This is a genomic window from Actinoallomurus purpureus (assembly GCF_024055795.1).
Taxonomy (GTDB): Bacteria; Actinomycetota; Actinomycetes; order Streptosporangiales; family Streptosporangiaceae; genus Actinoallomurus; species Actinoallomurus purpureus.
In genome coordinates, this window is the sequence record NZ_JAMXMY010000001.1 from 248231 (window position 1) to 262512 (window position 14282).

Annotated in this window: 15 protein-coding genes and 7 tRNA genes; 14 read left to right on the plus strand and 8 right to left on the minus strand. The window is 69.0% G+C overall.

Annotated elements, in window-relative coordinates:
• Positions 1–56: 56 nt before the first annotated feature.
• Positions 57–803: an SDR family NAD(P)-dependent oxidoreductase gene (locus tag NE236_RS01040; protein WP_252839849.1), complete on the plus strand. Its 747-nt coding sequence runs from the start codon at positions 57–59 to the stop codon at positions 801–803.
• 73 nt (positions 804–876) lie between these two features.
• On the opposite strand, the gene NE236_RS01045 is transcribed toward NE236_RS01040, so the two are convergent.
• Positions 877–1542, minus strand: coding sequence for an LLM class flavin-dependent oxidoreductase (locus tag NE236_RS01045; protein ID WP_308209042.1), 666 nt, complete (start codon positions 1540–1542; stop codon positions 877–879).
• Between the two features lie 9 nt (positions 1543–1551).
• Positions 1552–3540 (minus strand): putative Ig domain-containing protein, encoded by a 1989-nt coding sequence (locus NE236_RS01050; protein ID WP_252839850.1) that lies wholly within the window; start codon positions 3538–3540, stop codon positions 1552–1554.
• 206 nt (positions 3541–3746) lie between these two features.
• On the opposite strand from NE236_RS01050, the gene NE236_RS01055 reads away from it, so the two are divergent.
• The 8 genes from NE236_RS01055 to NE236_RS01090 all read left to right on the plus strand — a co-directional run bounded on the left by NE236_RS01055 (position 3747) and on the right by NE236_RS01090 (position 5445).
• Positions 3747–4547 carry a TrmB family transcriptional regulator gene (locus NE236_RS01055; RefSeq protein ID WP_252839851.1) on the plus strand — a complete coding sequence of 267 codons (801 nt, stop codon included), beginning with the start codon at positions 3747–3749 and terminating at the stop codon, positions 4545–4547.
• Between the two features lie 124 nt (positions 4548–4671).
• Positions 4672–4757 (plus strand) — tRNA-Ser (locus NE236_RS01060).
• A gap of 77 nt (positions 4758–4834) precedes the next feature.
• Positions 4835–4905 (plus strand) — tRNA-Glu (locus tag NE236_RS01065).
• Positions 4906–4964: 59 nt separating this feature from the next.
• Positions 4965–5040, plus strand: a tRNA-Met gene (locus NE236_RS01070).
• 50 nt (positions 5041–5090) lie between these two features.
• A tRNA-Asp gene (locus tag NE236_RS01075) sits at positions 5091–5166 on the plus strand.
• 41 nt (positions 5167–5207) lie between these two features.
• Positions 5208–5283 (plus strand) — tRNA-Val (locus tag NE236_RS01080).
• 2 nt (positions 5284–5285) lie between these two features.
• A tRNA-His gene (locus tag NE236_RS01085) sits at positions 5286–5360 on the plus strand.
• 1 nt (position 5361) lies between these two features.
• Positions 5362–5445 (plus strand) — tRNA-Tyr (locus tag NE236_RS01090).
• Between the two features lie 416 nt (positions 5446–5861).
• Here the strand turns inward: NE236_RS01090 and NE236_RS01095 are convergent.
• On the minus strand, positions 5862–6284 hold the full coding sequence (locus NE236_RS01095) for a hypothetical protein (protein ID WP_252839852.1): 423 nt from the start codon (positions 6282–6284) through the stop codon (positions 5862–5864).
• 255 nt (positions 6285–6539) lie between these two features.
• On the opposite strand from NE236_RS01095, the gene NE236_RS01100 reads away from it, so the two are divergent.
• Entirely contained in the window at positions 6540–7121 is a 582-nt protein-coding gene (locus NE236_RS01100; protein ID WP_252839853.1) for a TetR/AcrR family transcriptional regulator, read from the plus strand.
• A gap of 151 nt (positions 7122–7272) precedes the next feature.
• Positions 7273–7941, plus strand: a complete 669-nt coding sequence (locus NE236_RS01105; protein ID WP_252839854.1) for an NAD(P)-dependent oxidoreductase — start codon at positions 7273–7275, stop codon at positions 7939–7941.
• A gap of 79 nt (positions 7942–8020) precedes the next feature.
• Here the strand turns inward: NE236_RS01105 and NE236_RS01110 are convergent, their stop codons facing one another.
• Both NE236_RS01110 and NE236_RS01115 read right to left on the minus strand, forming a co-directional pair.
• Complete coding sequence (locus NE236_RS01110) at positions 8021–8383, minus strand: alpha/beta fold hydrolase family protein (RefSeq protein ID WP_252839855.1); 363 nt, start codon at positions 8381–8383, stop codon at positions 8021–8023.
• 86 nt (positions 8384–8469) lie between these two features.
• The gene (locus NE236_RS01115; protein WP_252839856.1) at positions 8470–8898 is read right to left on the minus strand and encodes a nuclear transport factor 2 family protein; all 429 of its coding nucleotides are present in this window, start codon (positions 8896–8898) and stop codon (positions 8470–8472) included.
• Positions 8899–9297: 399 nt separating this feature from the next.
• Here NE236_RS01115 and NE236_RS01120 point away from each other — a divergent pair, with 399 nt between their 5' ends.
• A complete protein-coding gene (locus NE236_RS01120; protein ID WP_252839857.1) occupies positions 9298–9795 on the plus strand; it encodes a MarR family winged helix-turn-helix transcriptional regulator in 498 nt (165 codons plus the stop codon).
• 14 nt (positions 9796–9809) lie between these two features.
• Here NE236_RS01120 and NE236_RS01125 read toward each other — a convergent pair whose 3' ends face one another.
• Positions 9810–10310, minus strand: a complete 501-nt coding sequence (locus NE236_RS01125; protein WP_252839858.1) for an anthrone oxygenase family protein — start codon at positions 10308–10310, stop codon at positions 9810–9812.
• 88 nt (positions 10311–10398) lie between these two features.
• Positions 10399–11253, minus strand: coding sequence for an NAD(P)H-binding protein (locus NE236_RS01130; RefSeq protein ID WP_252839859.1), 855 nt, complete (start codon positions 11251–11253; stop codon positions 10399–10401).
• Positions 11254–11478: 225 nt separating this feature from the next.
• On the opposite strand from NE236_RS01130, the gene NE236_RS01135 reads away from it, so the two are divergent.
• Both NE236_RS01135 and NE236_RS01140 read left to right on the plus strand, forming a co-directional pair.
• On the plus strand, positions 11479–12432 hold the full coding sequence (locus NE236_RS01135; protein WP_252839860.1) for an alpha/beta hydrolase: 954 nt from the start codon (positions 11479–11481) through the stop codon (positions 12430–12432).
• Positions 12433–12443: 11 nt separating this feature from the next.
• Positions 12444–13292, plus strand: coding sequence for an alpha/beta fold hydrolase (locus NE236_RS01140; protein WP_252839861.1), 849 nt, complete (start codon positions 12444–12446; stop codon positions 13290–13292).
• Positions 13293–13300: 8 nt separating this feature from the next.
• Here NE236_RS01140 and pip read toward each other — a convergent pair whose 3' ends face one another.
• Positions 13301–14251 carry a prolyl aminopeptidase gene (gene pip, locus NE236_RS01145; RefSeq protein WP_252840509.1) on the minus strand — a complete coding sequence of 317 codons (951 nt, stop codon included), beginning with the start codon at positions 14249–14251 and terminating at the stop codon, positions 13301–13303.
• Between the last annotated feature and the right edge of the window lie 31 nt (positions 14252–14282).

Here is a 14282-nt window from a genome sequence, read left to right on the forward strand (position 1 = left end):
GGAGGCCGCATGGTGGTGTTGCCGCCAGGAGCACATCAAAGAGAGAGGGCAGGCACATGGGCAGGCTCACGGGCCGAGTAGCGGTGGTCACCGGTGCCTCCAAGGGCATCGGAGCGGCCATCGCCAAGTCGCTCGCAGCGGAAGGCGCCTCAGTGGTCGTCAACTACGCTTCCAGTAAGGCGGGCGGCGACGCCACCGTCTCCGCTATCACCGCCGCCGGCGGCAAGGCGGTCGCCGTGGGCGGCGACGTCTCCAAGGCCGCCGACGCGCAGCGCATCGTCGACGCGGCGATCGAGCACTACGGCCGCCTGGACATCCTCGTCAACAACTCCGGCGTGTGGGAATACGCCCCGATCGGGGCGATCACCGAAGACCAGTTCCACAGGATGTTCGACGTCAACGTGCTCGGCACCCTGCTGGTCACGCGGGCGGCCGTCAAGCACCTCGGCGAGGGCGGCAGCATCATCAACGTCGGCTCCGGCGCCAGCCGCACCACGCCCCCGAAGACGGTGATCTACACCGCCACCAAGGGCGCCGTGGACGCGATCACCGGTGTGCTCTCCAGGGAACTCGGCCCAAGGAAGATCCGCGTCAACTCCCTCAATCCCGGCCTCGTCGACACCGAAGGCGCGCACAACACCGGCACCATGGGCTCCGACCTGGAGGCGTTCCTCGTCGGCCAGACGCCGTTCGGTCGGGCGGGCCGGCCCGACGACATCACCGGCATCGCCGTCTTCCTCGCCTCGGACGACTCGGCCTGGCTGACCGGCGAGCATCTCATCGCATCGGGCGGCCTTCGCTGACCCGAGCCCACCCCCGCCGACCGCAGCGGCGGGGGTCCGCTGCCGCGCGCCAGTCGAGGCCATGGTTTTCCGATCAGCCGCTCTGCTCGTTCCGCTCCAGACGCGGCCGGACCTCTCGCGCGATGACCTCGTACGTTTCCACCATCGCCGCGGTCGACGAGCCGTGCGGGCACTTGACCAGGAAATGCTCGACGCCGGCCTGCTGATAACGACGGAGCTTCTCAGCGCAGGCGTCCGCGTCGCCGACGAGATCCCAATCGGCGGCATGCCCGCCGGGGTCGCTCCCGGACGGGTGGGCCACCACGTTCACGGCGACGGTGACATCTTCCCGGCGGCGGCCGTACAGCGCGAGCTGTTCCCGCAGATAGGCGAGATGTTTCGTCAACTCGTCGACCGGCAGGCGAAACGGCAGCCAGCCATCCCCGAGTTCGGCGGCACGTCGGATGGAGCGTTTCCCGTGCCCGCCGATCCAGATCGGCAGGCCACCCGGCCGCGCGGGCTTCGGCTCCATCAGCATCGGCTCGAATCGGTATACGTCACCCTCGAACCCGACGGCGGTGCTCGTGGTCCAGACGGACCGGAGAATTCTGATCGCCTCATCCGTCGCAAGGCCGCGCCTGTCGAACAGGGCGTCGTACCCGAGGGCGTCGAACTCCTCGCGCAGCCAGCCCGAAAGGGTACGCCGACGCCGGTCGCCAGGTGGGAAGGGCCCCGCGCGGAGGACGCGCGGGGCCCCGATGGATCACGGTCAGGATGCGTTGATGGCGACGTCGTCGATCACGAAGCTGGTCTGCAGGCCCGAGTCCTCGGTGCCGCTGAACGATAGCGTCACCGTCTGTCCTGCGTAGGACGACACGTCGAAGGTCTTCTGGACGTATCCGGTGGCGGCGTTGACGTTGCTGTAGGTGGCGAGGGTGGTGGTGCCGGTCTTGACCGTGAGCTTGTCGTAGACGGTGCTGCCGGTCTCGCTGGTGTCGATGTGGAGCCAGAAGCTGAGTGAGGCCTTGCATCCGGCGGGGATGGTCACCGACTGGGTGGCGCTGTCGGTGTGGGTGGAGCCGTATCCGTCGAGCCAGGCGAGGTAGCTGCCGGTGTGGGCGGTCTCACCGCTGCCGCTGGCCGACACGACGCCGGAGGTCGTCGTCCAGGGCGTGGTGCCGCTCTCGAAGCCGCCGTTGGTGACCTTGTTGCCGGGCGAGGAGCACCCGCCGCCGACCGCGTTCACCGTCCACGTGAAGGACGCCGACCCGGACGCACCGGTGGAGTCCTTGACGGTGACGGTGACACTCGAGGTGCCCGCGGCGGTGGGCGTACCGGAGATCAGGCCGGTGGAGGCGTTGATCGACAGGCCGGCGGGCAGTCCCGTCGCGCTGTAGGTCAGCGTCTGACCAGAGGCGGAATCCGTCGCGTGGATCTGCAGGCTGACGGCCGTGCCGACGGTGCTGGTCTGGCTGCCGGGGTTGGTCACCGTGACGGTGTTACCGCCGCTGGAACCGCTTCCGAAGGCCGTCACACCGTTCGGGGTACCGAGGCCGGTCGGGCCGTCGTACCCGGAACCGGCAGTGCACAGGTAGGACGGGCTGCACGACCCGTTGCTGCCGGAGGTGACGTCGTTGAGCGCGCTGCTGTGAGCGTACGGGTAGGACGACGGGTAGGCCCCGGACGCGGGCGGGCCCGCCAGGGCGTACACACCGGCGATGATCGGCGCCGATGCGCTGGTGCCACCGACGACCAGCCATCCGCCCGTCTGGTAGGTGTCGTAGACGGCGAGCCCGGTGTTCGGGTCGGCGACGGCGGAGACATCGGCCACGGACCGTCTGGAGCAGCCCGAGTCCGTCTGCCACGACGGCTTCGGGTCATACGAGGAGCAGCCGGATCCCGCACCGGACCAGGCGGACTCACTCCAGCCGCGCGAGTTCGATGCCTGGGACAGCGAGGTCCCGCCGACCGCGGTGACGTACTGCGACGCCGCCGGGTACTCGACCCCGTACCCGTCGTCGCCCGAGGACACGGTGATGGCCACGCCCGGGTGGTTGAAGTAGGAGGAGTCGGTGCTCGTGTCGCTGGAGTCCTCCGACCCGCCGTAGCTGTTCGACACGTACTTGGCGCCGAGGCTGACCGCGGTGTTGACCGCCGTGCCGAGGTCGTCCGTGGACGGCTGCGTGGCCTCGACGAGCAGGATGTGGCAGTTCGGGCAGACCGCCGACACCATGTCGAGGTCGAGCGACTCCTCCTCGGCCCAGCCGGAGTCGGCGGAGGGCAGGCTGCTGCCGCCGTTCTCGTTGACCTTCTTGAAGCAGCCGCTCGCGCTCGTGCAGGCGGCCAGGCCGTACTGGGAGCGGTAGGTGGCCAGGTCGGATTCGGCATTGGGATCGTCGTAGGCGTCGACGACGGCGACCGTCTGGCTCGATCCGGCGGATGAGGACGGCAGGGCGTACGCGCTCTGCAGCTGGGTTGGGCCGAACCCGGAGGGCGCGAGGTTCGGCTGGATTCCCCGGCGTGCGGTCACGTCGGTACGTACGAGCGAGAGACAGGCCATCTGGCCGGGGCGGGTCGGGGTCGCACACGCCCGCTTGATGGGCGCGGACAGGTGGGGTGCGGCGGCACTGAGCCGGGCGGCCGTGGAAGCGTGGGCCGGTGCAGTGGTGGTCAATGCGGCAGCGGGCAGGGCGAGCGCGGCCATGAGGGTGAGGCCGATGCGACGCAGGCGACGAGCGCGGGTGGATGGGGGTGACATCCTTGCTCCCTTTTTGGCGGGAGGCCGGATGTAGCGGGGTCGACCGCTCTCCGGCCTTGACACCACGGCTAGTGGTGTTGCGCGCAACGTAGGCATTCGCCCTAAGGCGGTCAATGAGCCTTTACTCTCTCTTGACCAAAGGTGTCCGGTTCCGGACTCGGTCGAACTGAACGGGATGGGCCGGGCACGGCCGGTAGCGTGGAGGCGTGGCGGATCTGGAGAATCTGCCCCAGCAGTTCGTCGACCTGGGGCTGACGGGATACGAGGCGCGCGCCTACCTCGCCCTTCTCGCCCGGGACCGCTACACGGCGGCGCAGCTCGCGCGCGAATCGGGAGTGCCGCGTCAGCGCATCTACGACGTCTTGGCGGCACTGACCGAGCGCGGCCTGGTCCGGCTGCTGCCGGGAGGCACCACCCGATACACCGCGGTCGATCCGGCCGCGGCGGTCGAACGTCTCATGGCCGCCCGCCGGGCGGAGCTCGACCGGCTGGAGGAGGCCACGGCACGGCTCGTCGAGTCGCTGGCGCCCGTCTGGTCCTGCGGCAGGCAGGAGAGCGATCCCCTGGACTACGTCGAGGTGCTTCGAGGCCACGAGGTGCTGGCCGAACGGATCGAGGAGATCCAGGCCGGCGCGCGACGGGAGATCCTCGCGGTCGCCAAGCTCCCGTATCTGATCGACGACGACACCACCGGTACGACCACGATCCGGCGACTGACGAGATCAGGCGGGCGCGTGCGGTGTGTTTACGAACGAGCTGCCCTCGACGATCCGGGCCTGGTCGCCGACATCCGGCGGTACACCGCCGCGGGGGAGGAGGCGCGGGTGGCCGCCGGCGTGCCCATGCGAATGTGGATCGTGGACGGCGTCCGAGTGGTGATGTCGCTGCGTGACCCGGTGGCGGGGTCCGATTCCACGACCAACGTTCTGATCGAACATCCCTCCCTGGCGCAGTGCCTCGGTTACGCCTTCGAGACCATCTGGGCCGGTGCCGACCCGGTCGAGTGAGCACCGTTCGGAAAAACCTGTTGAGTCTGAGGGGCGAATCCTTAAGATGGATATCACAGGGCAAACAGAAATGACTTCAACAGTGACATGCGCGCTTTTCCCGCGTCTCGCAGTGTCATAGCTTGGAAGGTTGGCAGAGTCGGTATTGCGCCCGTTTCGAAAACGGCGGCCAGGGTCACACCTGCGGGGGTTCGAATCCCTCACCTTCCGCTAAAAGGCTTGAACTTCGCACGCGGTACTCCTTCCGGCGGCACCCCCGACCTGGGTGACGCCGCCAGGAAGGCCGAGGCCCCTTCGACCATGGGTAGGTCGCGACACCTTCAACGTCGCAGAGCGGGTTCGAGTCCCGCAGGGGCTACGACGGCTCGCCGGCGAGGCGAGCCGGCCCGGCTGCACCTTCGGTGGTGCGCCGAACGAAGCGCGGTAGAGGAGTTCGGTCGTCCTCGTCGGCCTCATAAGCCGAAGACCGCCGGTTCGAATCCGGCCCGCGCCACGACGCTCGACCACCCGGTCGTGCACCTCACGCGCCGAGCGTGAGGCCCTGCTTGTGTAGCTCAGCGGCCAGAGCACTCCGTTGTCAGCGGAGGAGGCGCCGGTTCGAGTCCGGTCACAAGCGCCATTCGCGATATCACCTCGCGTGCACCGCAAGGTGCACGCGAACGGCCTGTAGCTCAATTGGTAGAGCAGCGGTTTCACACACCGTGTGTAACAGGTTCAAAACCTGTCAGGCCGACCATGGCGTTCGTGGTGTAGTGGTCTGCACACCTGGTTGTGAGCCAGATGGTCCCGGTTCGATTCCGGGCGATCGCCCCAAGCGCGAGCTGGGCACGTGGGGAGCCCGCCCGGCTGTAAACCGGACGCTTCGGCTGTGCAGGTTCAAATCCTGCCTCGCGCACCATGGTGCGGCCCGGCCGCTCCGTCGGCTGCTCCGTGGCCGGCGGGTCAGTGTGCGTAACCCCGAGAAGCTTCGGCCTCGGACGATGGGCCGACGCGCTGACACCTTCGCCCGGTGGGAGCGGCCTCGGCCTGGTCGGAGTCCGGCCGGGGCCGACGGGTGTCTTCCACTGTGGAGCGATGGCGTGAATCCATGGTTCAGGCCGGCGGCGTGAGGTGCCCGGCGATCGTGGACAGGCGGTCCAGCGCGGTATCGACCTGGTCGAGTGGACTGCCGGGCGTCGGTCGAGCCCACGTCCACGTCAGGATGGACGTACCCGCGATACGCCACGCTCGGGCGGGTCCGTCCAGCAGAATCGGGGACAGGTCGCGCCGCGCCCTGGCCGCCCACGCGGGATCGTCGGTCTGGACGTGGAACCGCTAGTCCACGCGCGGCTCGCCGATCGTGACACCCGGCTGCGCGGGGGCCACCCGTGTTCGAGGCGTCACCTGCAGACGCGGCACCGGAGCAGGCAGGTCCAGCAGGGCGGCGATCCAGTGGCACGAGTTCTCCCGGCCACGGCGGCCGAAGCCGTCATCGAGGATCTCCTGCTCGCGCGTGTACGCGAAGACGACCGCGGACCGGTCGCGGTACGCGCCGCGCATCACGTCCGACAGTCGGTGCCGGTGGCGGCCGAGCACCGGGTACGGGAAGGCGTCCGGGGCCCGCTCGGGCGGGTGGAACGGCTCGCCACGCAGTTGCTCGAGGAGCGCACCTTGCCCCTTGCCCGCGACGGCGAAGGTCCAGCCGCGCTCGGTGGCGAACGCCCGTGTCGCGCGGAGTCTCCTGCCGAACCCGTTCATGAATCCCCTCCGTCGCCGCCGAAGGCCGCCCTCACGGCGGGCCGGCCACTCCAGGCCGGGTCCTGTGCACCGATCGCAGGACGCCGAGCACGCTGGCCGTGCCGAGTATCCCGGCTCCGCAGATCACCACAGAGGGCATCAAGAGCAAGCGATGGCCGAACATGACGACTGGTAGTAGTGGAGAGGAGAAGCTGGGGGGTCATGAACACTTCTGCCGATGACGTTTCACCGGGACGAGCGGGCTATCGGCGGTCGGTGGGGTCGCCGCGCGGCGAGGCCAGGCGCCGGGAACTGCTCGAGCGCGTCACCGACGACCTCGCCGTCAACGGCCTCGTCGACTTCTCTCTCCGGCGTGCCGCGCGGGCGGCCGGTACAACGCACAAAGTGCTGCTGTACCACTTCGACGGCGTCGAAGACCTGCTCGGGCAGGCGGTCCGCGCGCTGCGTGAAAGGCGGATCGGTAGTGCACTGGCCGCCACCGGAGACCCTGCCGGCCGGACGCTGGCGGATCGGGTGCGCGCCATCTGGCCCACGCTCAGGGAAGAGGAGCTGGGTCTGCGGCGGGTGCTCGATCAGGCCATCGGACTGGCGATGTACGACCCCGGCCGTTATGCCGATCTCGCCCGGGAGGCCTCGCGGCAGTATCTGCCGGTGCTTCGGTCTCTGTGTCCGGCGGACTGGTCGGAACAGCGCAAGCTCGAGGTGTCGGAGATGATCCTTGCGACGCTCCGGGGCTTCCTGCTGGAGCGGCTGACCACCGGGGACACCGCGGGGGTCGCCGCGGGGTTCGATGCCTTGATTCGTGCGCTGGAGCGGGAGGAGGCCGCCGACGGATAGCCGCGTCCCCCGAGAGTCGCGGGCGATGGTGCTGCAAGCCGCGCGCCAGGGACCGCAGGGCAGCTCCGGATGGCATATTATACGATTTCCATATAATATGTCAGTGAACTCCGGCGCTCGGGCGGTGGAGAAACACAGGAGGCCATGACCGATGAAGCTCACGATCTTCGCGGCGACGGGCGGTATCGGCCGCCACGTCTTCGACCAGGCCGTCGCCGCAGGACACGACGTCACCGCGGTCGTACGCAACCCCGCGAGCTTGGCCGGGGAGGCACGGATCGTCACCGCCGACCTCGCGACGGCGGAGCCGGCCGTGCTCGCCTCCGCGGTCACCGGAAGCGACGCCGTCCTGTCCGGACTCGGGCCGCGCAATCCGAGATCCGAGGCGGGCATCACCTCCCAGGGCACGAGGGCGATCGTGGCCGCGATGCAGGATGCCGGCGTGCGGCGACTCGTCGTCGTCAGCGCCGCGCCGATCGGCACCGTTCCGTCGCCCGGCCGCCCGAATCCACCGGCCCACGATCCCGGCGACGGGTTCTTCATGCGGCATCTGGGCAGTCGGTTCGCGGGAGCCATGTTCCGCGCGCACTACGCCGACCTTGCGCTAATGGAGGACATCGTTCGCGAGAGCGGCCTGGACTGGACCATCAGCCGACCGCCGCGACTCACCGACAAGCCGCTGACCGGTGCGTACCGGACCGCGCGCGGACAGAACGTGCGAGGCGGGGTGACCGTCTCACGTGCCAACGTCGCCCATCACATGCTCGCCATGCTCGAGCAGCCGGGGACGATCCACCAGGTCTTCGGCATCGCCGACTAAGTGATCGTCGACGCGACCGGCAGCTCAGAGGTCGCGGAGTGCCCGGAGTGACACGCGCACCCCGGTGGGTGCCACCCGGTCAGCGTAGATCGCGGAAGAACGCCCGTACGTCGCCGGCGAAGAGATCGGGCGACTCCAGGGCGGCGAAGTGGCCGCCGCGGTCGAACTCCGTCCAGCGGGTGATCGCGTACGCGCGGTCGACGAGGGCGCGCACCCGCAGGACGACGTCGTGCGGGAAGACGGCCACCCCCAGGGGCGGCGAACAGGGTGGGGGAGGGCCGGCGTTTTCGCGGTGGAGACGTGCCGAGAAGCCCGCGGTGCCGGTGAGCCAGTGGATCGCGACGTTGGTGAGCAGGCGGTCGATGCCGATCTCGGATCGCGGTCGGGGGCGGCACGATCGGAAGTGAGCCGGGCGGAGCCGACTGTCGTGGTCATCACACACCTCAAGGAATTCATTGATGGCGCGTGGCGCGTGGCGCGTGGCGCGTGGCGCGTGGCGCGTGGCGCGTGGCGCGTGGCGCCGGAAAACTAGAACATCCCGTTCTCGTTTTCGGCTTCTTCCGGGATGTCCTGCATGACGTCCCAGTGCTCGACCAGCTTGCCGTCCTCGTCGAGCCGGAAGATATCGACGATGGCCGTGCCGCGTTGCCCCGGCACGCGTACCCCATGCACGTGCCCGATGACGAAATCGCCCTCTGCGAAGATGTTCTTGACCTCTGCGCGCAGATCCGGGAACGTCCGTTTGATGAATTCGACGCGGCGTTCGAAGCCTTCGGCGCCGTCGGCGATCAGAGGATTGTGCTGCACATAACGATCGCCAATGAGCTTCGACGCAGTTTCGAAGTCCTTGTTGTTGATGCCGGCCTCGTAGAAGGCCAGGACGTTGCGCTTGTTCCTTTCAAGCTTCGGATCCGTCGAACCGTCGGTGCTCGCCTCGGTCTGAGAACGGGAGACCACGATGCTCCTCCATGAGTGAACGACTGTTGCGCTATGACCGTAGCGCAACAGCCGTTCACATACAACGGACACCCGTGACCTCGGCCTCTGGGGGTGTGGCGTGTGGGCGACGCGCCTTACGGGCCTGGGGAGCTTCCGCGTCCATGTGGCGCGGGCCTTCGGTGCCGGCGCCACGCTCGACGAGGTGCACGCCGTCGTACGGTTCTCGGCGCAGTTCGGCATGGCGGAGGCATGGCGCGCCCTCCGGGTGCTCAGCGCACTCCTCACCGAGACCGGTACCGTCTTCGCCTGGCCCCGGGGGTGTGCGCGACCACGAGGAGCCGACGCCTGTGCGCTATTATGGTTCGCAAACCATAGAATACGACTACCGTATTACGCGTGATAGGAGGATGCTGACCCATGGCGTCCACAACGGGCGAGGACGCCGAGGCGGCGCGGCGTCGACGGCGAGCGACCGCCACGATCAAGGATTCACTGCGTGAGTTGAGCATTCAGCTTTCACTGCTCAACCATCAGATCTGCGCCCATATCGACCTCAAAGACGTCGACCTCCACTGCCTTGATCTGATCAATCGCCACGGGCCCATGAGCCCGAGTGCGCTGGCCCGACGCGCGGGTCTGCACCCGGCCACGATGACCGGCATCCTCGACCGCCTGCAACGGGGCGGCTGGGTCGTCCGTCAACGTGACCCGGACGCCGCCGACCGCCGCGCCGTCGCCGTACACCCCCTGCGTGATCGCATCCCCGAGCTCTTCGAGCTTTATTCCGGGATGAGCACCTCGATGGACCGCATCTGCGCGGACTACACCGACGGCGAGCTGGATACACTCGCCGACTTCCTGCGGCGGGCCACGGACGCCGGCCAGGACGCGACCGAGCAGCTGACGAACGACTGAAGCGGCGCCCCGCCTCAGTGTCCGGACGAGGGGGAGCCGGCGGACGTCCTGCTCATCGCCGCCGCTCCGAGGAGTCCGAAGGCGAGCACGGCCGCGCCGGTCCGTACCGCGTGCCAGAGCTGCCAGCGATCACGGATGCTCGCCCAGTCCGCGGGAGGTGCCGTGACGTCCCAACCGGCCTGGTCGCCGTTGATGGGGAGATTGAAGATCAGCGTGGTGACGAAGACGGTCACCAGAAGGACCAGCGCCGCCAGGGTGAGCCGGAACACCCGATCTCTCGCCCTGACCGCGGAGATCACCAGGAGTGCGGTGGTGATCAGTGCGGGGATGAGGGTGGCGGAGGCGAGGGTGTCCAGTCGGTCGAGTTCCACCTTCCGGACCTGCGCGTATACGAAGCGGTCATAGTGCCGCAGAGACGACTCCAGGACGAGGACGCCGACGAGGAATCCCGCGAACAGCCCGACGAAGGTCAGGCTCAAGAAGCGTGCGGCTCTGAGAAGCGGTTCTTTGCTCATGGCTGGTTCCTTGATGTGAGCGAATGCGATCGTCTTCGGCTTCGGACGGGCGGACGTTCTCCCCGGCTCTCGGGTCGCCCGTGCCTCGTCAGACCTGGAAGGCGGCGGCATGGTCGGCGACCCATCGGTCGTAGCTCCGCGCGGGACGGCCGAGGATCCTCTCCACCTCGTCGGTGACGGCCTCCGCCGGGCCGGTACCCCGGGCGTACCTGGCCATCAGGGCCGCGACGAACGGCTTCGGGAGGCCGCGCTGGATCAGCCCCTGCGCGAACGCCTCGGGAGGGATCTCCTCATAGCGCAGCGGCCTGCCGATCACGTCACCGATGACGGCCACGAGCTCCGCGTGGGACGGCGACCGCGGGCCGGTGAGCCTTAGCCGGCGACCGGACAGGCCATCGTCCAGCAGCGCGCGGGCACCGACCTCCGCAACGTCCCCCTCATGGATCAGCGGTTCGGCGAAGCTCGCGTACGGACCGCGCACGACGTCGCCGACGCGGATTTGGGGAGCCCACGTGCGGAGGGTGTTGACGGCGAGGGAGGCGGGCCGCAGGCTCACCCACTCCAGACCGCTCGCGACGGCGGCGTCCTCGGCCTCCTTGTTCCTGTCCCCCTGGAACCGGGACGGCTGCTCGGCGGGGTCGTCGTCGATGTTGATGGCCGAGAGGGCCACGACTCGCTGGACGCCTCGCTCACGGGCGAGCGCCAGCAGGGCACCTGCGGCCTCCCCGGCGGCCCGCGGGTGCAGGAAGACGGCGGTGACGCCCTCCAGGTACGAGGCGATCGTGTCGGGCCGCGACGGGTCGCCCGCCACGGTCTCGACGGCTTCGGGGAGGCCGGAGGTCCCTGGATCGCGGGTGACGGCGCGCACCTTGGCGCCCTCCTCGGCGAGCAGATCGATCAGGGGACGTCCGATGGTGCCGGTCGCTCCGGTCACAAGAATCACGACGAACCTTCCTGGTGAAGACGACTCCGGTGGAGGCGTGGCGGGGGAGTGGGTGTCAGGTCGTCGCGGTGTACCACCGCGGCCCGTGGAGAGCCCGACCTGCCCGCACGTATTTCATATCATATGAATCCCGTACTATACTGAAAGAGTGACACCGACGGTCGATGGCGGCATGTGAACCATTTGGTTCACTTACGGGAGTGATTCATCCATCCGGAGGTCGGAGTGCAACAGTCCGTGGAGCGGGAGAAGGTTCATTTCACGAGCGGCGGCATCACGTGCGCCGCCTGGCACTATCGGGGGACCAACGGCGCCTTGGTGATCATGGCGGGCGGCTTCGCGGTGACCAAGGAGCCGGGCACGGACCTGTTCGCGCGCCGATTCCACGAGGCCGGGTTCGGAGTGCTGGCCTTCGACTATCGCCGGCTCGGGGAGAGCGGAGGACGGCCGCGTCTGGTCCTGCCCGTCAAGGACCAGCTCGCCGACTGGCAGGCCGCGATCGACTTCGCCGCGACCCTGCCCGGAGTCGACCCGACCCGGATCGCCGCCTGGGGTTTCTCCGCGACCGGCGGCCATCTCTTCCGTGTAGGGGCGCGCAATCCCGGGCTCGCCGCGGTGATCGCGCACACGCCGAACGCCGACGGTCTGGCCGTCACGCGCAACGCATCACGCCACCAGAAGCCGCTTGCCATGCTGCGTTTCACCGCCAAGGCCGTTCTCGACCTTCTAGGCGGTGTCGTCGGCCGTGATCCGCTGCTGGTGCCGCTCACCGGCGAGCCGGGCACCGTAGCGGCCCTCACCACTCCGGACAGCCTCGACACCGGCCGGGCGCTCAACCCCGGAAGCCGGTACCCGGACTGGCAACAGGCGGTCGCCGCCCGGTCGGCCTTGCGCCTCGCCTTCTACCGGCCAGGCCGTTACGCGTCTCGGGTGCGAAGCCCGTTGCTCGTCCTGGTGTGCGACCAGGACCGGACGGCGCTCGCCGAGCCGGCCGTCGTCGCGGCGCGGCGAGCGCCCCGCGCCGAGCTGGTCCGCCTGCCCGGCGGGCACTATGCGCCGTTCCTGGAGGCGCACGAGCAGGCCGCCGAGGTCGAGCTGTCCTTCCTGCGCCGGCACATGCTGGATCACCCGACGGGCGAGCGCGTCACCGCGGTCACCCCGGATCCCGCGCGGCGCTGAGGCGGAACGCGATGAAGACCATCGAGCTGTCCGCCGGGACGATCGAGTACGAGGACACCGGCGGAGACGGTCCCACGGTCGTGCCGGTGCACGGCCTGTTGATGGACGCCTCCCTGTGGGACGGGGTGATCGCCGAGCTGTCCGCCGACCACCGTTGCCTGGTGCCGACGTTGCCGCTCGGGGCGCACCGCCACGCGATGCGTGACGACGCCGACCTGTCACCGCAAGGGCTCGCCGGGCTGATCGCGGAGTTCCTCGACCGCCTCGACCTGCGTGACGTCACCCTCGTCGGCAACGACACCGGTGGCGCGCTCGTCCAGCTGCTCATGGCCCGGGGCGTCGAACGCGTGGCACGAGCCGTCCTGGTCTCGTGTGACGCGTTCGACAACTTCCCGCCGGGGCTGACGGGCAGGACGCTCGTCCTCAGCGGCAGACTTCCGCCCGCGTTGTTCGGCCTGTTCATGCAGCAGATGCGGCTCCGGCCGGTCCGGCGGCTCCCGATCGCGTTCGGGTGGCTGACCAAACGGGGAGACGCCGCGACCGCCCGATGGATGGAGCCGGTGCTGACGCGGCCCGAGATCCGCCGCGACACCGTACGGGTCCTGCGGGCGGCGGCCGAGGACACCGGCTTCCTGCTCACCGCGGCCGACCGCCTGTCGGGCTTCGACCGCCCCGCCCTCGTGGTCTGGGCGGACGAGGACCGCGTGATGCCACCCGAACACGGCCGGCGCCTCGCCGAACTCCTTCCGCAGGGCCGGCTGGTGGGGGTCGAGGACAGCTACACCCTCGTCCCTCTCGACCAGCCCGCCAGGCTCGCCGGAATAATCCGGGAGTTCACCCGCGCCTCTCTCATCCCTTGACCGGGCGTTCAGGGACGGAAGCGGTCGGTGGCGTCGACCAGGTGATGACGGGTCCCGGGTTCGGCGCCGCCGTGGCCCGCGTCCTCGACGATGTGGAACTCGGCCTCGGGCCATGCCCGATGGAGATCCCATGCCTGAGCGGGCGGGGTCTTGATGTCGTAGCGGCCGTTGACGATCACGGCGGGAATGTGCCGGATGCGATCGATGCGCGCCAGGAGGCCCTCCTCGGGGAGGAAACCGCCGTTGCTGATGTAGTGATGGGTGATCCGGGCGAAGGTGAGGATGGTGGCGTCGTCGACTTCCGGCGGCTCGACAGGGAGCAGGGTGTTGGCCGAGAATTCCCAGGCCATCCAGGCACGGGCCGCGGGGATGTGGACCCTGGGATCCGGGTCGCCGATGCGGCGGCCGTAGGCGGCCATCAGGTCGTGCCGCTCGGTGCTGGGGATCGCGTCGCTGAAGGCGGCCCACTCGGCCGGGAAGAGGTGGGCGGCGCCGGTGGGGGTGAACGACCAGGGCTCGTCGGCCGGGCGGACGAGGTAGACACCGCGCAACACCAGTTCGGTGACGCGGTCGGGGTGGGCCTGGGCGTACGCGAGAGCAAGAGTGCTGCCCCAGCTTCCGCCGAAGACCAGCCAGCGGTCGACGGACAGACGCTCGCGGAGCCGCTCAATGTCGGCGATCAGGTGTGCGGTGGTGTTGTGCTCCAGCGAGACTCGCGGGTCCCCGGCGCTCGGCCTGCTGGCGCCGCAGTTGCGCTGGTCGAACAGCACGATCCGGTACGCGGCCGGATCGAAGAAGCGGCGAAAGCCGGGCAGCAGACCGCCGCCAGGGCCGCCGTGCAGGAAGACCGCGGGCTTGCCGGTGGGATTCCCGCAGATCTCCCAGTAGATCTCGTTACCGTCGCCGACATCGAGCAGACCAGACTCATGCGGCTCTATCGGCGGATAGAACTCCTTCAGCGCCATACGACCCAGTAATACCCGATCGACG